This window comes from Cellulomonas sp. P4_H4 (assembly GCF_056400865.1).
In genome coordinates, this window is sequence record NZ_JBFUKL010000004.1 from 264,861 (window position 1) to 283,078 (window position 18,218).

Consider the following 18,218-nt stretch of genomic DNA (forward strand, 5'->3'; position numbering starts at 1 on the left):
CGTGCCCGCATGGACGACTCCCTGTACGCCGGGAGCGCGGCGTTCTATCCGACGGGTCGGTTGCCCTACCCTCCCGTGCTCGCCGACGTGCTGCGCGACGAGCTCGGCCTGGACGGGACCGGACGGCTCCTCGACGTGGGGTGCGGGCCCGGGTCGCTGACCTTGCTGCTCGCGCCACTGGTCGGGCAAGCGGTCGGGGTCGACGCGGACGCCGACATGCTGCACGAGGCTCGCGAGGCCGCCGACCGCGGTGGCATCTCGAACATCTCGTGGCGGCACCTGCGGGCCGAGGAGCTGTCTGCCGAGCTCGGGACGTTCCGGCTGGCGACGTTCGCGCAGTCGTTCCACTGGATGGATCGTCGGCTCGTCGCCGATCGGGTCCGAGGGCTCCTGGAACTCGGGGGAGCATGGGTCCACGTCTCCGCGAGAACCGACCGCGGGGCTCCGGGTGGTGAGGGCGAGCCACCATGGGACCGCGTCGACGAGCTCGTCGCCCGCTACCTCGGACCCGTGCGTCGTGCCGGCCGGACGTTCCTGCCCGACGGCACGGCGGGGGGCGAGCAGGACGTCATGCGTGCCGCCGGATACGTCGGCCCGCGGATCGTCGAGATCCCGCGTGGCGAGCGCTTCGAGCGGACTGCAGACGACATCGTCGCCTCGGTGTTCTCGCTCTCGAGCGCCGCACCGCACCTCTTCGGCGACCGCCTCACGACGTTCGAGGCGGACCTGCGCACCCTGCTGGCGGACGCCGCGCCGAACGGCCGGTTCACCGAGCGCGCCCAGGACATCGAGCTCGCGATCTGGTGCCCGTGACCCCGGGTCGTCCTCTGGTCCCCACACCTGGGACAATGGCGTCATGACCGAGACTGATCCTGCCCTGGCGCTGCCCGATGAAGCCGGCGACGCCGCACGTGAGCAGGCTCTGCGCGCGGGCCTGACCGACTACGAGCTCGAGGACGAGGACCTTGCCCTCCTGCACGGTGCGGACGGGGATTCCGACGAGGACGAGCGCGTCGTCGTCTACCCCGTGCTCGCCGTCGTCGGCCGCCCGAACGTCGGCAAGTCGACCCTCGTCAACCGCATCCTCGGCCGCCGCGAGGCCGTCGTCGAGGACAAGCCGGGTGTCACCCGCGACCGCGTGAGCTACCCGGCCGACTGGTCGGGCCGCCGGTTCACCCTGGTGGACACGGGCGGCTGGGAGGTCGACGTCGCCGGCATCGAGGCGCGCGTGGCCCAGCAGGCCGAGGTCGCGATCTCGCTCGCCGACGCGGTGATCTTCGTCGTCGACGCCACGGTCGGCGTGACCGAGACCGACACCCAGGTCGTGCGCCTCCTGCGCCGCTCCGGCAAGCCCGTCGTGCTCTGCGCCAACAAGGTCGACGGCCCTGCGGGCGAGGCTGACGCCGCGAACCTGTGGGCCCTGGGTCTGGGGGAGCCCTTCCCGGTGTCCGCCCTGCACGGCCGCGGCACGGGGGACCTGCTCGACGCCGCGATCGACGTGCTGCCCGAGGTCTCCGCGCACGGCACGCCGCTGCCTGACGGACCGCGCCGCGTCGCCCTGATCGGCCGCCCGAACGTCGGCAAGTCGTCGCTGCTCAACAAGGTGCTCGGCTCCGAGCGCGTCGTCGTCGACGAGGTCGCAGGCACCACGCGCGACCCGGTCGACGAGCTCGTCGCGCTCAAGGGCAAGCCGTGGGTGTTCGTCGACACCGCCGGCATCCGGCGCCGCGTGCACCAGACCTCCGGCGCCGACTTCTACGCGTCGCTGCGTACCCAGGCGGCGATCGAGAAGGCCGAGGTCGCCGTCGTGCTGGTCGACGCCTCGGTGAAGATGACCGAACAGGACACGCGCGTGATCTCGCAGGTCATCGAGGCGGGCCGCGCCATCGTCATCGCATACAACAAGTGGGACCTCATGGACGAGGACCGCCGTCCGTTCCTCGAGCGTGAGATCGAGCAGGACCTCGTCCAGGTGGCCTGGGCGCCGCGCGTCAACATCTCCGCGAAGACCGGCTGGCACACCGACCGCCTGGTCCCGGCCCTCGAGCGGTCCCTCGAGTCGTGGGACACCCGCATCTCGACCGGACGCCTCAACGCGTTCCTCGGCGAGCTCGTGGCCGCGCACCCGCACCCCCTGCGTGGCGGCAAGCAGCCGCGCATCCTGTTCGCGACGCAGGCGTCCACACGTCCGCCGCGGTTCGTCATCTTCGCGACGGGCTTCCTCGACCCCGGCTACCGCCGGTACATCGAGCGTCGTCTGCGCGAGACGTTCGGGTTCGAGGGCACGCCCATCTCGATCTCGGTCCGTGTCCGGGAGAAGCGCAAGCGGTGACCGACGCCGCCTCCGTGCGGCAACGGAGGCGGCTCCTGCGGCTCGGGCTGCCTCGGGACCCGGCCGCGAACAGCCACATCGCCGCGTTCTTGGTGACCACGTTGGCCACCGTGATCCTCGTGCGCCTGCTGCTGCTCGCGACGGGGTTTCCGCAGGTGGGCGGCGGGGGAGCGCACGTCTCGCACGTCCTGTGGGGAGGCCTGCTGATGGCCGTCGCCCTGCTCCTGCAGATCGTCTTCATGGGGCCCGTGATCCGCAGCGGGGTGGTGCTCGTCGGCGGCGTCGGCTTCGGGCTGTTCGTCGACGAGATCGGCAAGTTCGTCACCGCCGACTACGACTACTTCTGGCGACCGACCGCGGCGGTCATCTACGCCGTGGTCGTCGGCCTCGCGATCGGCGCCGAGGCCCTGCAACGTCGCCACCCGCGCGACCGGGCCGAGCTGCTTGCGGCCGCCGCGGACCACACCGTCGCCGGCCTCGTCGGCGGACTCAGCGAACGCGACCGGGAGACCGCGTACCGCTATCTGGAGAAGGCAGGCGACGCCTCGGGAGCCGACGAGGTCCGCGCGCTGCTCGACTCCCTCCAGCACGACTCCGACGTCCTGCCCAACCCGTTCGGCGCGATCTCCCACGCGGTCGTCTCGACGACCAGGCGCGTGGTCCGCGAGCGCTGGGCACCGTGGTTCACGGTCGGGCTGCTGCTGCTCACCTCGGCGGTCACACTCGCTCGAGGCATCTACGGCTGGAGCGGCAGCGACGACGAGCCTTCCTGGATCGTGGTCGGGATCGTGGTCAGCGCCCTCGTGTCGACGACGTTCGCCGTGATCGGCCTGACCCGTGTCGGTACCGACCGCGAATCGGGCTACCGATGGTTCCGGAGAGCCGTCCTCGTCTCGCTGCTAGTGACCCAGATCTTCCTGTTCCAGCTCTCGCCGTGGGACGCGGGAATCGGCCTGCTGCTCGACCTCGTGGTGCTCGGACTCGTCGCCGCCGAGCTCGACGTGCTGAACGGTGCAGAGGGGACCTCGCCCGTGAGGTAGAGTTTCCGAGGCTTCTGCGGGAGCCAACGGGCTGTAGCGCAGCTTGGTAGCGCACTTGACTGGGGGTCAAGGGGTCGCAGGTTCAAATCCTGTCAGCCCGACGTATCAGGCCTGGTGAGACGGTGTCTCACCAGGCCTGAGATTTGATCGGCGGGCCAAAACCCCACACAAACCCCACGCTTTCGATGGGTTCGCGTGGCGTCAGCCAAGGGCGCAGAGGCACGTCGTGCCTGGTGGGAGCGGTAGAGCCGGGAGCAGCGGATCGCCCGTGCGGCGCCGGGTCGCAGGTTCAAATGCCGTGAGGCCGATCCTGTGAGGTCGCTCTGTCTGGCCCGGTGAGGCGCATACGCCTTCTCAGACTTGATCGGCGGGGCACCCGGGGCAGCTTCGTACGCGCCTTGGCCCGGGGCTTCGTGCGGATCGTGACGATGGCGAGTCGATGCCCGTCGGTGTTCTTGTGTGACCAATCTCGCGACCAAGTGGATGCCTGCCCTTGCTGCTCCGACGTCTTCGACGACGCCGGAGCCGAGGGCCTCACCGCGATGGAGCGGGCCGTCCTGGCGGACGGGCACACCTTGGTCCACGGCTGGACGGCTGTGGTGGCCGGCAGGCTCGCGGCGTGGGCGGTGCCGCCGAGGACGCTGGTCAACTAGACGCCATGCGGGGGCCCGCGGCTCGACGCTCTGGCTGACCGGACAATCGCGCTCGAGGGCGCGTCGACCGTGGACCTCGGTGTCCCGCCGTCCAAGGCGCAGCTGCTGCGCGACCCGCAGCACGAGCGGACCCAGCAGTTCCTGCGCCGGCTGGTGCACCCGTTCTGACCGCCGCACGCCGACGCCTGCCTTCGCTCAGGCCTGCCGCAACGGGCGTGCGCGGCGCGACGGTTTCGTGAATTTCGGGAGCCGGTCGTGCAACCCCTGGTCGCGTGAGGCGAGGTCGGTCAGTGTCGCGGCTGAGTGGTGCCGCGCTCGATGAGCGCGGAGGTCCGGCGGAACGTCCGCGCAGGCTCGGTCGAGCCGTTGATCCGGGCGATCAGCCGGACGACCGCCGTCTCGGCGATCCACCCGATGTTCGAGTCCACGGACGTCAGCGGGGGGGAGAGGTAGGCGGACTCGTCGATGTTGTCGAAGCCGACCACCTGGACATCCCCGGGCACGTCCAGGCCGTGTGTGCGCAGGGCCGAGATCGCCCCGATGGCCAGCGAGTCGTTGAGCCCCACGACGGCGTCGAACGTGCGTCCCTGCGCGAGGAGCGCCTCCATGGACCTGAACCCGGTTCCGATCGTCCAGTCGAAGCCCGTGATGCCCACCAGTTCCGGGTCCAGGGCGATGCCATGTGCCTTGCACGCCTGCTCGATCCCGCGGAGCCGGAGTTCCGCGTTGCCCTCGAGGGCCGCCGCGGCCGGTCGGAACTGGCGGTGGGCGCCGATCACAGCGAGCCGGGTCGCGCCGGTCCCCAACAGCAGCTCCGTGGCGGCTGCGGAGTTGGCGACGTCGTCTGTGGTCACGCGGTCGACCAGGCCCCACGTGGTTCGCGAACCCAGGCAGACCAGCGGGTGCGAGACGGCCAGGTCCGCTGGGACGAGGTCGTGGTGCTCGGACATCGACAGCAGTGTCCCGTCGTAGACGCGGGGGTCCACTGCGGCGAGGTGGGCGCGGGAGCCGTCCTCATCGTCCGGGTAGGTGGTGACCTGCAAGGCGTAGCCGTGCGCACGGGCGGCCTCGATCAGTGCTTCGGCGAGCTGCGAGAGGTAGGGGGAGCGCAGCGTCGGAACCGCCAGGGACAGGACATGGGTCATGCCGGAGGCGAGGCTGCGGGCCGAGCTGTTCACCGTGTAGCCGAGCACCTCGATGGCGTCTTGCACGCGCCGTCGGGTCTGCGGTGTCATTCGTCCGCTGTCGTTGAGGACGTTGGAGGCCGTCTTCAGGGAGACGCCCGCGGTCCGCGCGACGTCCCGGAGAGTGGCGCGCCGCGGGGCGGACCCTGGATGGACCGTCATTGCCCTCTGTGCCTCCCACCTGCTGCTGGACGCGCCGAGCCTAGACCACGGTGGTCACTAGCTGGGACGGAGGTTGACGGCCTCGATCGGCGTCCGGTACACCGGTGTACCACGCGACTCGCCAAGAGACGCCGACCGTCGCAACCCGACCCTCTCCGGTCGCTCACGACGGCGCTGGTACCGCCACGAAGGAGTGGACATGGTTCGCACGGGTCTGCACAGGCTCATGGCAGCGGTCGTCGCGGCCGTCCTGCCGGCCGCGGCGTTGAGCGGCACGCTGGCCGCGCCGGCGGCCGCCGTCGAGGCGAGGGCCGCCGTGGCGAGCGCAGCTGTGGCACTCCCTGCGTCCAACCTGGACTTCGAGTCCGGCCTGACCGGCTGGTCGACCACCGGCACGGTGTCCTCGGGCACGGCGGGAGCCCAGCACGGGGACGGCTTCGCGACGCTGAGCGCTGGAGCGTCGGCCTTCGTCACGATCACGGGCCTCGCCCAGGGCAGCTACTCCCTGACAGGGTGGTTCCGCGGCCTTGCCAGCAACAATGCGGCCGCCATGCGGGTGACCGGGACCGGGGGACCCGACGCCGTCGCCTTGCTCGACACGAACCTTGCGGGGGGCAGCACGTGGCAGCAGACGGCGCACCGCAACGTGCTGGTCTACAACGGAGCCCTGACCCTGACAGTGACGGCGGGCAGCGCCGCCCTGGCAGTCGACCACCTGGAGCTCGCGCTGGACTCCGCGGACCAGTCCGTGCCCAACTGGGGCTTCGAGAACGGCCTGACCGGTTGGACCACGAGCGGCGCCGCATCGCTCGTGACCACGGGTACGGATGCCGGCGGCGGCGCCGTGCGCCTCGCTGATGGTGCGCAGGTCGCGCAGACGGTCGCCGTGCGGCCGGGCACCCGGTACACCGTCACGGTGCGGGCGCGGGTCGACCGGCAGGACACCTTCACGACCACCGGGCACTCGAACTGGCGGGGCCGGGACGGGGAGCTGGTGTCCCGGGTCAGCACCGGTGACCGGGTGAACCTCGGGGTTCGAGGGCTGGATGGCACCGTCCTGCGCCAGGCGCCGTCGGGCACCAGCGGCTGGTCACTCACCTCGGTGACCTTCACGACCCGCCCGACGGACCACCAGGTCGTGCTCTACGCGAACACGATCAAGGACGCGGCGTACACGGCCTCGGTGACGCTGCATAGCTCGTCAGGCACGTACGTCGAGGACCCGTGGACCGGCAACGGGGCCGACAGCGCGTACGTCGACAACGCCGACCTCTTCGAGCTCCCCGACGATCAGGTGCGCGGCGCAGACGTGTCCTTTCTCCCGGCCGTCGAGGACAACGGCGGGAAGTACTTCGCCAACGGCGTTCAGCAGGACGCCCTTGCGGTCCTGTCGAACCACGGCGTCAGCTCCGTAACCAGCATGATCTTCGTGCAGGCCGGGACCGGCCTCTACGCGTGGGACACCCTCAAGCAGGTGTTCCAGGGGTGGAACGGGCCGGACGGCCAGCCCATGCCGTCACGCATGATCCCGGGAGGCTACTTCGACAAGGTCCACTCAGCCGACATCGGCGTCCGGGCCACCGCCCTGGGTATGAGCTACCTGCCGAGCTTCCACTACTCCGACTCCTGGATCAGCGCCGCCAAGGCCTACACACCGGCTGCGTGGATGAACGTCGACTATGCCGGCACTCGCACCAACACCGACGTCGCCCACATGAAGGGCATCGTCTACGACTACGTGTACGACTTCATGTCCGACCTCGCGGCGCGGCAGGTGCACCTGGCGGGCGTGAAGATGGGAAACGAGCAGAACGGCGGCATCGTCTGGCCCGTTGGCCAGGGCGCGACGTCGGCCGGCCACGCCGCCCTCGTCGCCGCGTCCTACGACGCCATTGAGGCCGCCGTCCCGGGCGTCTCGCGATTCGTGCACACCAATAACGGCTACGACCCGGCAGCGGCGACCAGCTTCTTCGGCGGCCTCACGACCAGCGGCGCAACGTTCGACGGCGAGGCGTACTCGCTGTACGGCGGACGTTCCAGCGGCAACATCCTGAAGATGGCGACGTCCATCATGAAGGACCCGGCTCGCCGGTACCGGGACTACGTGAACGTGGAGACCGGTTTCAGCTTCACGCGGTACGCGCCGACCTTCGACCAGCAGACCGCCCAGATGGGTCAGTCCGCGTTCTACCAGAACACCGCGAACGGCCAGTACAACTGGCTGCTCGACTACCTTCAGGGGCCGCTCGACGTCCCCAACCCTTACGGCCAGACGCGCGGCGTCTACCACTGGGAGACGGACTGGACGCCCACGCCCGGTGCGGGCAGCAGTGAGGGGGGCACGGCCGACGTCAACAACCGGATCATGTTCAACAACGGCGACGTCAACATCCACGAGATGGGCAGCGTTCAGCCGGGCCGGTCGGGCGACATGATGGACTCGATGTACGCGTACCTGATGCGCGGCGTCCCGAAGGCCAAGGCCGCCACGGCCCGGACGCCGCTAGGGACGGACAACGGTTTCACGGACGGCACCTACTCCGTCGATCCCACCGCCCCGACCGGCATCTCACTGATGCAGGCGTCCCTCACCTTGTCCACCGGGCAGAGCCGGCGTCTGCAGCCGGTGCTCCAGCCCACCGACCAGGTCCTCACCGACAGCCACATCGCGTACGCCAGCTCTGACGCCGGCGTCGCGACAGTGACCAACGACGGCTTCGTCCGTGCGCAGAGCACAGGTTCGACCACCGTCACCGCAACCGACGCGGCTGGCCACAGCGCGACCGTTGCAGTCAGCGTGAACGCCCCGACGACAGCAGCTCCCGGGGACCTCGCCGTCACCGCCAACGGCAACACCGTCGCGAACGGGGCGACGCTCTCGGCCGCGGCCCTCACCCGGCTGGACCTCGTGGCGACCGTGGCCCGCGCCAGCGGCAAGGCCGTCGTGGCCACGTCTTCGGACCCGGCGGTCGCGTCCTTCCTTGGCGAGACCTGGCAGACGCCTCCCGGTCGGCTCGTCCTGCGGGCCGATGCGACGACCAAGGCGCAGCTCGACGTCCACCGAGCCGGCACGACCACGGTCACCGTGGCGACCCTCGACGGCGGGACCAGTGTGCAGTTCACCCTCGTAGCTACGAAGGTCGCGGTGCTGTCCGTGACGTCGAGCAAGGCCGAGAGCACACTCAGCAGCGGCCGCACCCTGCAGCTCACCGCGACGGTCGCCCCGGCCAACGCGACGTTCTACAAAGTGGCATGGCACTCGTCCGACCCGGCGATCGCCACGGTCGACGCGAAGGGCCTCGTCACCGCGGTGGGCGTCGGGGATGTCACGATCCGGGCGGTGTCGGACGACGACCCGACCAAGGTCGGCGTCACGCTCGTGCACGTCCTGCCCGTTCAGGTGGAGGGCATCGTCCTCGACCGGTCGGCGATGACTGTCCAGGTCGGGACGACGAAGACTCTCGGCGCACTGGTGCTGCCGCAGGACGCCAACGACCCGCGAGTGACCTGGAGCTCTTCGGACACCGGCATCGCGCGCGTCGACGCCAACGGCGCGGTGACGGGGGTCGCCCTCGGCACCGCCACGGTCATCGCCACCACGGCACAGGGCGGGTTCACTGCCCAGGCGACGATCACCGTGCAGAACGACGCCGTCGCGGTCACCGCGATCACGATCGACCGCGAGCGCTACGCGTTCGTCTCGAACTGGTTCTCGAGCGTCAACCCCCCGCAGGACCCGCCCACGGTGACGCTGCACGCCGCCGTCGCACCCGCGGACGCCACGAACGACTCCGTGACGTGGACCTCGGACACTCCGGAGGTCGCGACCGTCAACGCGTTCGGCATCGTCACGGCGGTCTCGCCCGGCGTCGCGGTGATCACGGCAACGAGCCAGGACGGTCGAGCTCTCGACACGGCTACGGTTCTCGTGCCGACGCTGAGCGACGACTTCGAGAACAGGGCCGTCGGGGACACCTGGGGCACGGGCAGGGCCGTCAACTACGTCGGCACCATGTCCGCCGCGGTCGCCGCGGACCCGGGGGACAACGTGCTGACTGTCGTCGGGAGCGGCACCGGCGGCCGCGCGGTGCAGAAGACGTTCTCGCCCGTCTTGCGCAACGACCTCGTCGTGCTCGACTTCGACTGGAACGTCGGGCAGCCCGCGGCCTCGAAGGGCGCCTTCTTCACACTCAACGACAGCAGCGAGAACCGCTACCTGAGCATCCAGACGAACGCGGGCGCCGAGCTCCTCTACAGCACCGGGGGGAAGTCGTCGTCGACGACGACGAACGACCCGTTGGCCAACGCCGTGCCCGTCGGGACAGGGTTCAACGTCGGGAACGTCTGGTACGCGGTTCATGTCGAGATCGACATGCCTGCACGGCAGGTCACGTTCTCCCTGACCCGCAAGGACGTCCCGGCGATCACGGCCACCCGCACGGTGCCGTTCGCCGCCGGGCAGACGTTCACCGGCGACGTCGCCTCGCTCCAGCTGTGGTCGACGCGAGGATCCGGCACCATGGCGTGGACCACGCGTCTCGACGACGTCCGCGCCTACCAGGCCGCGCCCGTGGCGAAGCGGGTCACCGCCTCCGCCTCGTCGATCAAGCTGATCCCGATCGCGGGGACGCTCGGGGCGCAGTACTCGCTCACAGGGACGGTCGCTCCAGCCTCCGTCTCCCCGGACCTCCTCTTCAGTTCGGCCGACACCGGGGTGGCCGTCGTCAGCCCGGCCGGCGTGGTGACACCCAAACACCTCTACGACAACCTTGCCGACGTGGTGAGCGGCACGACCACCATCCGGGTGGCGTCCAAGGCGACCCCGTCGGTGTTCGTCGACGTCCCGGTGCGCATCACGTCCGAGATCAACGCCTCCGAGTTCTTCTGGGTAGAGGATCAGGCCGGAACGCGGATATTCGAGGAGGGCCAGCCGTCCGAACCGGTCGCGGTGGCGGTCGGGGCGCAGGGGCAGCTCATTCCCCGGCTGACCGGCGGCGACGGCAGTACCGACGTCGCCGGGATCCGGTGGAGCTCGTCCGACCCGAGCGTGCTCACGATCGACCCCGCTACCGGGCGCCTCACCGCCGTCGACGACGGACGGGCGACGATCACACTGACCGTCACGCTCTACGCCGGGGAGCCCAAGACCGCCACGATCGCGTACGAGGTCGGGGATGTCATCGCCCCCGTCACCAACGTCACCCTCGACCCGGGCACCCCGTCCGGAACCCAGGGCTGGTGGACCTCACCCGTCACCGTGACCCTGAAGGCGATCGACGGCGGCACCGGCGTGGCGACGACCCGCTACGCGATCGGCACCGGTCCCTGGCAGGACTACACCCAGCCCTTCCAGGTGTCGGACGACGGCAGCACCACCGTCCGCTACGCCTCCACCGACGAGGCAGGCAACGTCGAGGCGGAAGCTTCGATCGACGTCCGACTCGACCGGACCGCTCCGGCGGTCGGGCTCGTCGGCGGACCCAGTGGCACGGTGCTGTTCGGGATCGTCCCGGAGGCCCCCACGTGCGGCGCGTCGGACGAGACCAGCGGCCTGCTCAGCTGCGTGATCAGCGGCTACAGCACGGCGGTCGGCACCCACGAGCTCGTCGCGACGGCCACCGACCAGGCCGGGAACGTGGCCCGTGCGACCCGGAGCTACACCGTGGCGCCGTATACGCTCCTCGGCTTCTACCAGCCGGTCGACATGGACGTAGTGAACACAGCGAAGGCGGGGAGCACCATCCCGCTGAGGTTCGAGGTGCTGCGCGGCATCACCGAGCTGACCGATACCGCGGAGATCACCTCGATCACCGTCACCGCCATCCCAGATGAACCTACGGCCCCGACAGACGAGATCGAGACCCTCGCCACCGGCGGCACCGCCCTCCGGTACGACACCACGGCCGGGTCGTACGCGTACAACTGGAAGACCCCCCTGACCAAGGGCAGCGTCCGGGTACGGGTCACCACGCGCGACGGAGGAAGCCTCTCCGCGGTGTTCCGCCTCCGCTGATCGCCGGCGACGAATCGAGGGGGCCAAATCACTGCGCCGACCCACTCGGCGGGGTGCCCGATCTCACCGTCTTCGTCGCGCGAGCGCCCCGCCACCAATGAAACCGACGGAGACGGGTTCCGTGTTCTCGCGGCGCACGATGTTCACCGCCGCTCATCGCGTAAATTCGCAGATCACAGACGGTTCCCCAAATGGTGCGAGATGTTGGGGGACAGGCTGTCGGCCCCGGGATCCTTCAAGGGGTCGCAGGTTCAAATCCTGTCAGCCCGACAGTGAAAGCGCAGGTCAGGGGCTTCTAGGGGAAATCTTAGCAAGCCCCTGACCTTCAACTTTTTGGCCCGACGGGAAACATCTCGTCGCGTACACGGGTGGACGGAGCAGTCCTCGGACGGCCGACGGCGCACGTACTTCAGCCGGAAGCTGCCGGACGGGGGCTTCTGTGGATCACGGCACGGCGCCCGAGTCGCGAACGAGGAACCCGCGCGGCTCGCCTGAGCAAGCCCTTGCGCACGGTGAGAGCAAGTCGGCATGAACAGGGCAGCGCGAGCGTCGATGCCAGCGCTACGGTGGTCGGGGTCTCGCGATCTCGCGGATCGGGCGTGGGTCCCATCGTGAAGCTGGACGACGCACTTCGCATCGGTGTCGATGCTGCATGGCAGGTCGTCCGAGGGCGGTTTGAACCCGCGCTCAAGGCGCTCGCCCGGCGCTCGGCCGCCCCCGGCCGAGGTGCGCGTGCGGACCCACCGGCTGCCGGAGCGGCTGGAGGTGGCCATCTGCTACCTCGTGTCCGAGGCGCTCACGAACGCTGCCAAGCACTCTCAGGCCTCCGTGGTCCAGGTCGACGTCGAGCGAGCCCGTGGCCCCGTGCGGATCTCGATCAGCAACGACGGTGTCGGGGGAGCCGACCCCGGGAGGTGGTCGGGTCTGGTCGGCCTGGCAGACGGCGTCGACGCCCTCGGCGGCAGGATCGAGATCACGAGTCCACCCGGGAACGCCACGCTCCTCGTCGTCACGCTTCCGATGGATGACCACTGACAGTGCCGACGGACTCCTCGCCAGCGCGCAGGCCGGTTGCCGTCTCGGCTCGAGCTCGGCCGGTGGGATGCCGAGATCCTCGTCCTTTGCGTCAGCCTGCGTTCAGGGACGCGCGCGCACCATCGAGGTGACCGCACGACCCACGCAGACCGGAGGTGTCCCATGCACAGGTTTACGGGAAGGGGCAGCGAGGTCGGCGACGAGGAGAGTTACTACGAGATCGAGGTCACGCTGCGCGGTGGGCGTCAGGTCGACGTCCAGCTCGACGAGTCGTTCACCGTCGTCGCCACGATGGCGGACCTTGAGGGGGCCGGCCGTGAGCCGGGCGACGGGTGAACGCTCGGGGCGCATGCTCGCCCGCAGCCTAGGCGTGCTGCTGCTGTGCGGCGCCGTGAGCTCGTGCTCCTCGGGCCCACCGCCGAGCGCTTCCGCCTCGGGCAGCACGGCGGCCCCACGTTCGGAGCAGCTACCTCAGGGCTCGGACCCCGTCCAGCTGGACCCGGCCGCCTTCTCCGTCACGATCTCCAACCCGTACTGGCCTATGGAGGCCGGCGACCGATGGGTCTATCGGGAGACTGACGACGACGGCCGCGAGCTCCGGGTCGAGGTCACAGTGCTCGACCAGACGTCGACCGTTGCCCTCGGCGTCGAGGCCCGAGTCGTGCACGACCTCGTGACCGAGGACGGGGCCACGGTGGAGGACACGTTCGACCTGTACGCCCAGGACGTCAAGGGCAACCTCTGGTACTTCGGGGAGGACACCAAGGAGTACGAGAACGGGGAGGTGGTCTCCACCGCGGGATCGTGGGAGGCAGGCATCGACGGTGCTCTCCCGGGGATCCTGGTCCCCGCGCAGCCCCACCCTGGCGCGGCCTACCGCCAGGAGTACCTCGCAGGCGAAGCGGAGGACGCGGCAGTCGTGCTATCGGTCAGCGAGAAGGCAGAGACTCCCGCTGGCGCGTACAGCGACGTGATGCTGACGCGTGAGACCACACCGCTAGAACCGGACGTCTCCGAGCTGAAGCTCTACGCCCCGGGAGTCGGTCCCGTGAGCACGGTGCAGATCTCGGGCGGTACCAGTCGCGAGGTCCTCGTCGAGACGACTCGCGTCCACGCGTGAGCGGAGGAGCCATGGCGGCACACGCGCCCCCACGGCGCGACATCTGGACCTCGGGCGGTCAAGAGCCTTCGCGCTCAGTCGGGCCCGGCTCGGCGCGCGAGAGCCCGAGCTCATCGGGGTCGAGTCGCGCCTGCACCTGGCATGACGACGTCGTCGATGCTCCGCTCGTCCCGCACACTCGCGATCGCGAGGTCAGCCGCGGTGCCGTCGGAACGCCGTCGTGCATCGAGTGAATATGCAGGTCGTCGATCTCCCGATCGCTGGACAGTCACGCGGCGCCGTTGCCCAAGCGACCCAAGGCGAGTCGACGACCGTTGCCCTCGCCCTGGATCAGGACGGCACGTTGATCGGCTCTCAGGTTCCGGCCGACACCTACGACGGTGGGCAGTGGCTCAGCGCCCCGACCGTCGTCGGACGCTGGACCGGCACGGAGTTCTACGTGTGCGGCTCAGGTGTGACCCGGAACGTCGGCCGGGTCGGCCGGGGCGGCCGGAGCCTGCTGGCTCCGTCGCCCCTACGCGTGGGCCTGGGCGCCAAGGTAGGCGAGCGCCGCCTTGACTCGACGGTTGTCGCTCGGTGCCGCGTCGAGGTCCAGAGCACGAAAGACCGCGGCCACGTGAGTCTCCACGGTTTTCGTCGAGACGAACAGCTCTTGGGCGATTCCTGAGTTCGAGCGGCCCTGCGCTACGAGCGCGAGCACCTTGAGCTCGCGTTCGGTGAGGCGGTCGAGGGGTGAGGCGTGCCGCCCGCGGGCCACGAGGGCCCCGATCACCTCCGAATCGAGCGCGACGCCGCCGGCGGCGACGCGTCGCAAGGCGTCGAGGAGCGTCTCGACGTCGCCGACATGGTCCTTGAGCAGGTAACCCACGCCGTCGGGCACGGCGGCCATGAGGGAGACCGCCCAGGGAGGGTCGACCGAGGCAGACAGGACGAGGATGCCCGTTGCAGGGGAGAGGCGGTGCAGGTCGACCGCCGCGCGGATCCCCTCGTCAGTGTGCGTCGGGGGCATGCGGACGTCGAGGACGGCCACATCAGGAGCCGAGTCCTGGACGGCCTCGAAGAGTGCTGGCACGTCGCCGACGGAGGCCGTCACGGTGACGCCGACCGCCTCCAGCAGCAGGCGCAGTCCCTCGCGGAAGATGCTGGAGTCGTCGCAGAGCACGACACGGAGCTCGTGACCCTTCGCGCGCGTCTCGCCTGGCGTGCCGCCCTCCGCTCTCGCGCGGTCCGGGCCCGTGGACGCCTGCCCGGTCATGCGCCACGCCCTGCGAGAGGCAGCACCACGGTGACGCACGTCCCGGAGGCCGACGCGCTGCGCAGCGCGAACGTACCCCCGAGCGCGCGAACACGATCCTGCAGGCCGGCCAGCCCGCCGCCGCGCTCCACCTGCGCACCGCCGGGACCGTCGTCGGCGATCGTCATGGCGACTGCGTTGGCGTCCGCGCCGACGGTCACGAGCACGGGTGCGCCGTCCGCGTGCTTCAGCGCGTTGGTGACCGCCTCGGCGACGACGTAGTACGCGGTGGTCTCGACGGCGGCCGGGAACCGCCGACCGCCGGCGACGGCGTCGTCCAGCTCGACGCGCACACGATCTGTACCGTCCGCGATGGACTGGAGGCCCGACCCGAGGCCGCCCTGGCTCACTGCTGCCGGATGCACCCCCCGTGCCAGCCGGCGCACCTCCGCGAGAGCCTCGGCGAGCTGGGACTGTGCGTCGCCCACGGCGGCACGCATGCCCTCCGCGCCGGGTGTCACGGCCGCGCGAGACAGCGTCGCGGCGACTGCCAACAGCGTTTGCTGGGCGCCGTCGTGGAGGTCGCGCTCGAGCGCCCGTCGCTGCGCCACGCCGGCCTCGACGATCCGTGCACGCGAGGCGCTGACCTCCTCGAGGTGCGCCGCACGTTCCACGCTCAGCCGTGTGTTGGCGAGCACCATCGAGGCCGCCGCCAACGTGACTCGCAGAGAAGCGGGTGCATGCTCGACCTCCTCGTCGGCGTCTACCTCCACCACCGGCAGGCCGTCCTCTTCCAGCAGGACGCGCCGACAACGCCGTGGGCTTCTCTCGAATCGATCGTCCGACGTCTCGCCTTCCGCCCGCTCCGAAGGTCCGCCCGCGGCCGACCCCTGGCTCTCGTCGGCATCCATCGGCTCGCCGTCGATCCCTACCCAGGCATCGCCCACCGCGAACCGAAGCTGAAGTGTGGGGTCGGCGAGGACGCGCCGAAGCACCTGCTGGACGGCGTCAGGGTCGCCGCCGGCGGCGAGAAGCTGCTCCACGACGGCGCCTCGGTGTGTAGCAGCACGCAACGCGGCCACGACGAGCACGAGCGCAACCGCCGCTCCACCGGCAGTGTGCAGTCCGGCCGTCCACTGCTCCAGCCTCGGCGGCGCCCATCCTGCGCCGACGGCACGCGCAGCGGACTCGCGGGCGAGCAGGCCGACGCCGAGCAGCACGCCCGCGACCACGACCTGGCGCACGGGTGACCGGGTCGGCCCACGCGCCGACCGCCACCGCCGCGCCATGACGACGACCCACCACAACATCAGTCCGGACAGGAGAGCGATGCTCCAGTCCTCGAGCAGCCGTGCCGCGCTGTTCGCCGGGTAGACCGTCCACCACCGTTGGGGCCCGCTGTAGCCGGCGGCGGCCGGGTCCCAGAGCAGCGATCCGACCACGCGCAGCCCGACCGCCCACGTCGCGAGCAGCGCGAGGAGAGCTCGATCTGACCGATGAGCCAGCCGGTCGCCCGGGTAGGCGAGCAGCACGGCGGCGAGCGGCACGACGGAGGCCCACTGGAAAGTCCAGCCGACCTGGGTCCCGTAGGTCGCCGTCTCGTCGTACCTGCCGTTCATCAGGTTGCTGACGCCGATGAGAAGCCCGGCCAGGAGCAGGAGAGTTGCCGTTCGGCGCGAGTCCTGGTGCGGCCACAGCAGCACGCCAGCGAACGTGAGCATGACCTGGAAGGCCAGGAAGCCGACGTTGGGCATCCACCCGTCCGCGGCCACGGCCACGACCGTCGGCACCAGGCCGAGCGCCAGTAGCACGCCGGCCGCGACGAGGGCGATGACGCGTCCGGGCCGCAGTGGCACCCCACCAGTCTCCCCTCCCGGTCACCCGGAGTCTGTAGGGAAAACCCTGACGGTCTGCCCTGAGGTGCGCAGGAGCTGTCCGGACGACAGTCGTTCCATGACCGCACATGCCTCGACCAGCGCGCTGGTCGATACCCGAGCGGGCTTCTCCGGGCCGTCGCAGCGCTCTGCTACCGGCCGCCCCGCACTCCCGCCGGGGTCGCTGCGAGGCCGGCCGGCGCCGGCGCTCGGCTCGATTCGCGGAACCCGCAACGCCGGCGTCGTGGGCCTGCTCGCGTCGTTCACCATTCTGCTCGGGGTGGTCGCCGGTATCACCTCTGCCGGGCTGAGCGACGACCCTGTGGATCGCGTGCCGGCGCCTGCGCCCGGGCCCGCCCCGGTTCCGTTGCCATGACCCAGAGGCTGTGGGCAGCATGACCGCACGGCGGCTGGCGGTCTGCGTCGCCCACCCTGATGACGAGACGTACGCGACGTTCGGCTCGGTGGCCCTGCATGCCGCGGAGCCTGGCTTCCGGCTGTCGGTACTGCATGCCACGGACGGCGGCGCGGGCGAGATCGCGCCCGGCGTGAAGGTGCCCCGAGGATCTCGGGTCGCTGCGCCGCCTCGAGGACGAGCTCGGCTGGGCCGCCGTCGGCCACGCGCCGGACCGGCACCAGTGGCTCGACCTCCCCGACGGCCAGGTGAGCGAGGCGCCGCAGGCGGAGCTGGTGAACCGCATCGCCGCCTTCTTGGACGAAGAGCAGCCCGACGTGGTCGTCACTTTCGGACCAGACGGTGTGACCGGACACCCCGACCACATCGCCATGAGTGCGGCCAGCGGCGAGGCGTTCCAAGCTGGAGAACTCGGCCCCTATTGAGTGCGGCTCAGCAGCTCGTGCCTTGTCGGGCGGCCTGTGCGACGGCTCGCGCAGCACCAGGGGCTCGGTCGAGCACACGTCCGCCGCTCAGGCCCGACCGGACCGCGTGGCCAGAACCTTTGCGCGTGATTCTGGAACTCCCAGCATGAGCAGGCTCGTCAGGATCACTGCGGAGTCGTCGAGCTCCGTCCGGGACAGGTCGTCGTCGGCGATGGTGAACACCGCCGACCAGGCCGCCTGGCTGAGGACGCCCGCGGGTAGGTGCCGCCCGAACGCCCCACTGTCCTGGCCCCGTTCGACCAGGTCAGCTAGTGACTGCTCGACCTCTCCGAGAAGGGCGTGGATGCCCTCTCCGAACTCGCCGCGCCGCAAGACCACGAGCACCCGGTAGCGGTGCGTCAACGGCCAGAGGCGGGCCATGAAGTCAGCCCACGCCACGTCGGCCGCCTTGTCGACTGGGGCAGCTTCGGCGAGGACCGTCGCGATCTCGCTCACGGCGCGTCGCGCGAGTGCCAACAGGAGGTCGGACCGGGACGGGAAGTAGCCGTAGACGGTCCGTCTGACCACCCCAGCGGCCGAGGCGACCTCGCCCATGCTCGCGTCCGGGGTCGTCCCGAGGACCTCGATCGCCACGTCGAGGAGTCGCTCCCGGGTGTCACCGCCACGAAGGCCTGGGGGCTCGTTCTGCACGGCCTCATGATTGCACACCGGTGTGCAATGAGGCTACGTTG

Annotated in this window: 13 protein-coding genes, 1 tRNA gene and 1 pseudogene; 11 read left to right on the forward strand and 4 right to left on the reverse strand. The window is 70.3% G+C overall.

Translation table 11 applies throughout. From position 1 onward, the window contains the following. Positions 1-9: 9 nt before the first annotated feature. The 5 genes from AC1DPN_RS14385 to AC1DPN_RS14405 all read left to right on the forward strand — a co-directional run bounded on the left by AC1DPN_RS14385 (position 10) and on the right by AC1DPN_RS14405 (position 4,025). Positions 10-813, forward strand: coding sequence for a class I SAM-dependent methyltransferase (locus AC1DPN_RS14385; protein WP_477085440.1), 804 nt, complete (start codon positions 10-12; stop codon positions 811-813). 43 nt (positions 814-856) lie between these two features. After that, positions 857-2,332 carry a ribosome biogenesis GTPase Der gene (gene der / locus AC1DPN_RS14390; protein ID WP_477085441.1) on the forward strand — a complete coding sequence of 492 codons (1,476 nt, stop codon included), beginning with the start codon at positions 857-859 and terminating at the stop codon, positions 2,330-2,332. Then, positions 2,329-3,372 (forward strand): hypothetical protein, encoded by a 1,044-nt coding sequence (locus AC1DPN_RS14395; protein ID WP_477085442.1) that lies wholly within the window; start codon positions 2,329-2,331, stop codon positions 3,370-3,372. Before der ends, AC1DPN_RS14395 begins: the two co-directional genes overlap by 4 nt. 27 nt (positions 3,373-3,399) lie before the next feature. After that, a tRNA-Pro gene (locus AC1DPN_RS14400) sits at positions 3,400-3,473 on the forward strand. A gap of 378 nt (positions 3,474-3,851) precedes the next feature. After that, entirely contained in the window at positions 3,852-4,025 is a 174-nt protein-coding gene (locus AC1DPN_RS14405) for a hypothetical protein (protein ID WP_477085443.1), read from the forward strand. Between the two features lie 287 nt (positions 4,026-4,312). On the opposite strand, the gene AC1DPN_RS14410 is transcribed toward AC1DPN_RS14405, so the two are convergent. Beyond that, on the reverse strand, positions 4,313-5,371 hold the full coding sequence (locus AC1DPN_RS14410; RefSeq protein WP_477085444.1) for a LacI family DNA-binding transcriptional regulator: 1,059 nt from the start codon (positions 5,369-5,371) through the stop codon (positions 4,313-4,315). Between the two features lie 199 nt (positions 5,372-5,570). Here AC1DPN_RS14410 and AC1DPN_RS14415 point away from each other — a divergent pair, with 199 nt between their 5' ends. From AC1DPN_RS14415 to AC1DPN_RS14430, 4 genes are all read left to right on the forward strand, one after another. Next, on the forward strand, positions 5,571-11,384 hold the full coding sequence (locus AC1DPN_RS14415; RefSeq protein WP_477085445.1) for an Ig-like domain-containing protein: 5,814 nt from the start codon (positions 5,571-5,573) through the stop codon (positions 11,382-11,384). 732 nt (positions 11,385-12,116) lie between these two features. Continuing rightward, the gene (locus tag AC1DPN_RS14420; protein ID WP_477085446.1) at positions 12,117-12,419 is read left to right on the forward strand and encodes a sensor histidine kinase; all 303 of its coding nucleotides are present in this window, start codon (positions 12,117-12,119) and stop codon (positions 12,417-12,419) included. A 162-nt stretch (positions 12,420-12,581) separates the two neighbouring features. Further along, positions 12,582-12,755 carry a hypothetical protein gene (locus AC1DPN_RS14425; protein WP_477085447.1) on the forward strand — a complete coding sequence of 58 codons (174 nt, stop codon included), beginning with the start codon at positions 12,582-12,584 and terminating at the stop codon, positions 12,753-12,755. Positions 12,756-12,768: 13 nt separating this feature from the next. Next, complete coding sequence (locus tag AC1DPN_RS14430) at positions 12,769-13,539, forward strand: hypothetical protein (protein WP_477085448.1); 771 nt, start codon at positions 12,769-12,771, stop codon at positions 13,537-13,539. Positions 13,540-14,053: 514 nt separating this feature from the next. Here the strand turns inward: AC1DPN_RS14430 and AC1DPN_RS14435 are convergent. Both AC1DPN_RS14435 and AC1DPN_RS14440 read right to left on the reverse strand, forming a co-directional pair. After that, a complete protein-coding gene (locus tag AC1DPN_RS14435; protein WP_477085449.1) occupies positions 14,054-14,794 on the reverse strand; it encodes a LuxR C-terminal-related transcriptional regulator in 741 nt (246 codons plus the stop codon). After that, a complete protein-coding gene (locus tag AC1DPN_RS14440) occupies positions 14,791-16,629 on the reverse strand; it encodes a sensor histidine kinase (protein WP_477085450.1) in 1,839 nt (612 codons plus the stop codon). Before AC1DPN_RS14440 ends, AC1DPN_RS14435 begins: the two co-directional genes overlap by 4 nt. A 97-nt stretch (positions 16,630-16,726) precedes the next feature. Between AC1DPN_RS14440 and AC1DPN_RS14445 the strand changes: the two genes are divergently transcribed. Further along, positions 16,727-17,023: a hypothetical protein gene (locus AC1DPN_RS14445; protein ID WP_477085451.1), complete on the forward strand. Its 297-nt coding sequence runs from the start codon at positions 16,727-16,729 to the stop codon at positions 17,021-17,023. Between the two features lie 197 nt (positions 17,024-17,220). Then, positions 17,221-17,487 (forward strand): annotated as a pseudogene (locus AC1DPN_RS14450) (PIG-L family deacetylase); the annotation flags it as partial. Between the two features lie 87 nt (positions 17,488-17,574). Here the strand turns inward: AC1DPN_RS14450 and AC1DPN_RS14455 are convergent. Continuing rightward, positions 17,575-18,177, reverse strand: coding sequence for a TetR/AcrR family transcriptional regulator (locus AC1DPN_RS14455; RefSeq protein ID WP_477085452.1), 603 nt, complete (start codon positions 18,175-18,177; stop codon positions 17,575-17,577). Positions 18,178-18,218: the final 41 nt, after the last annotated feature.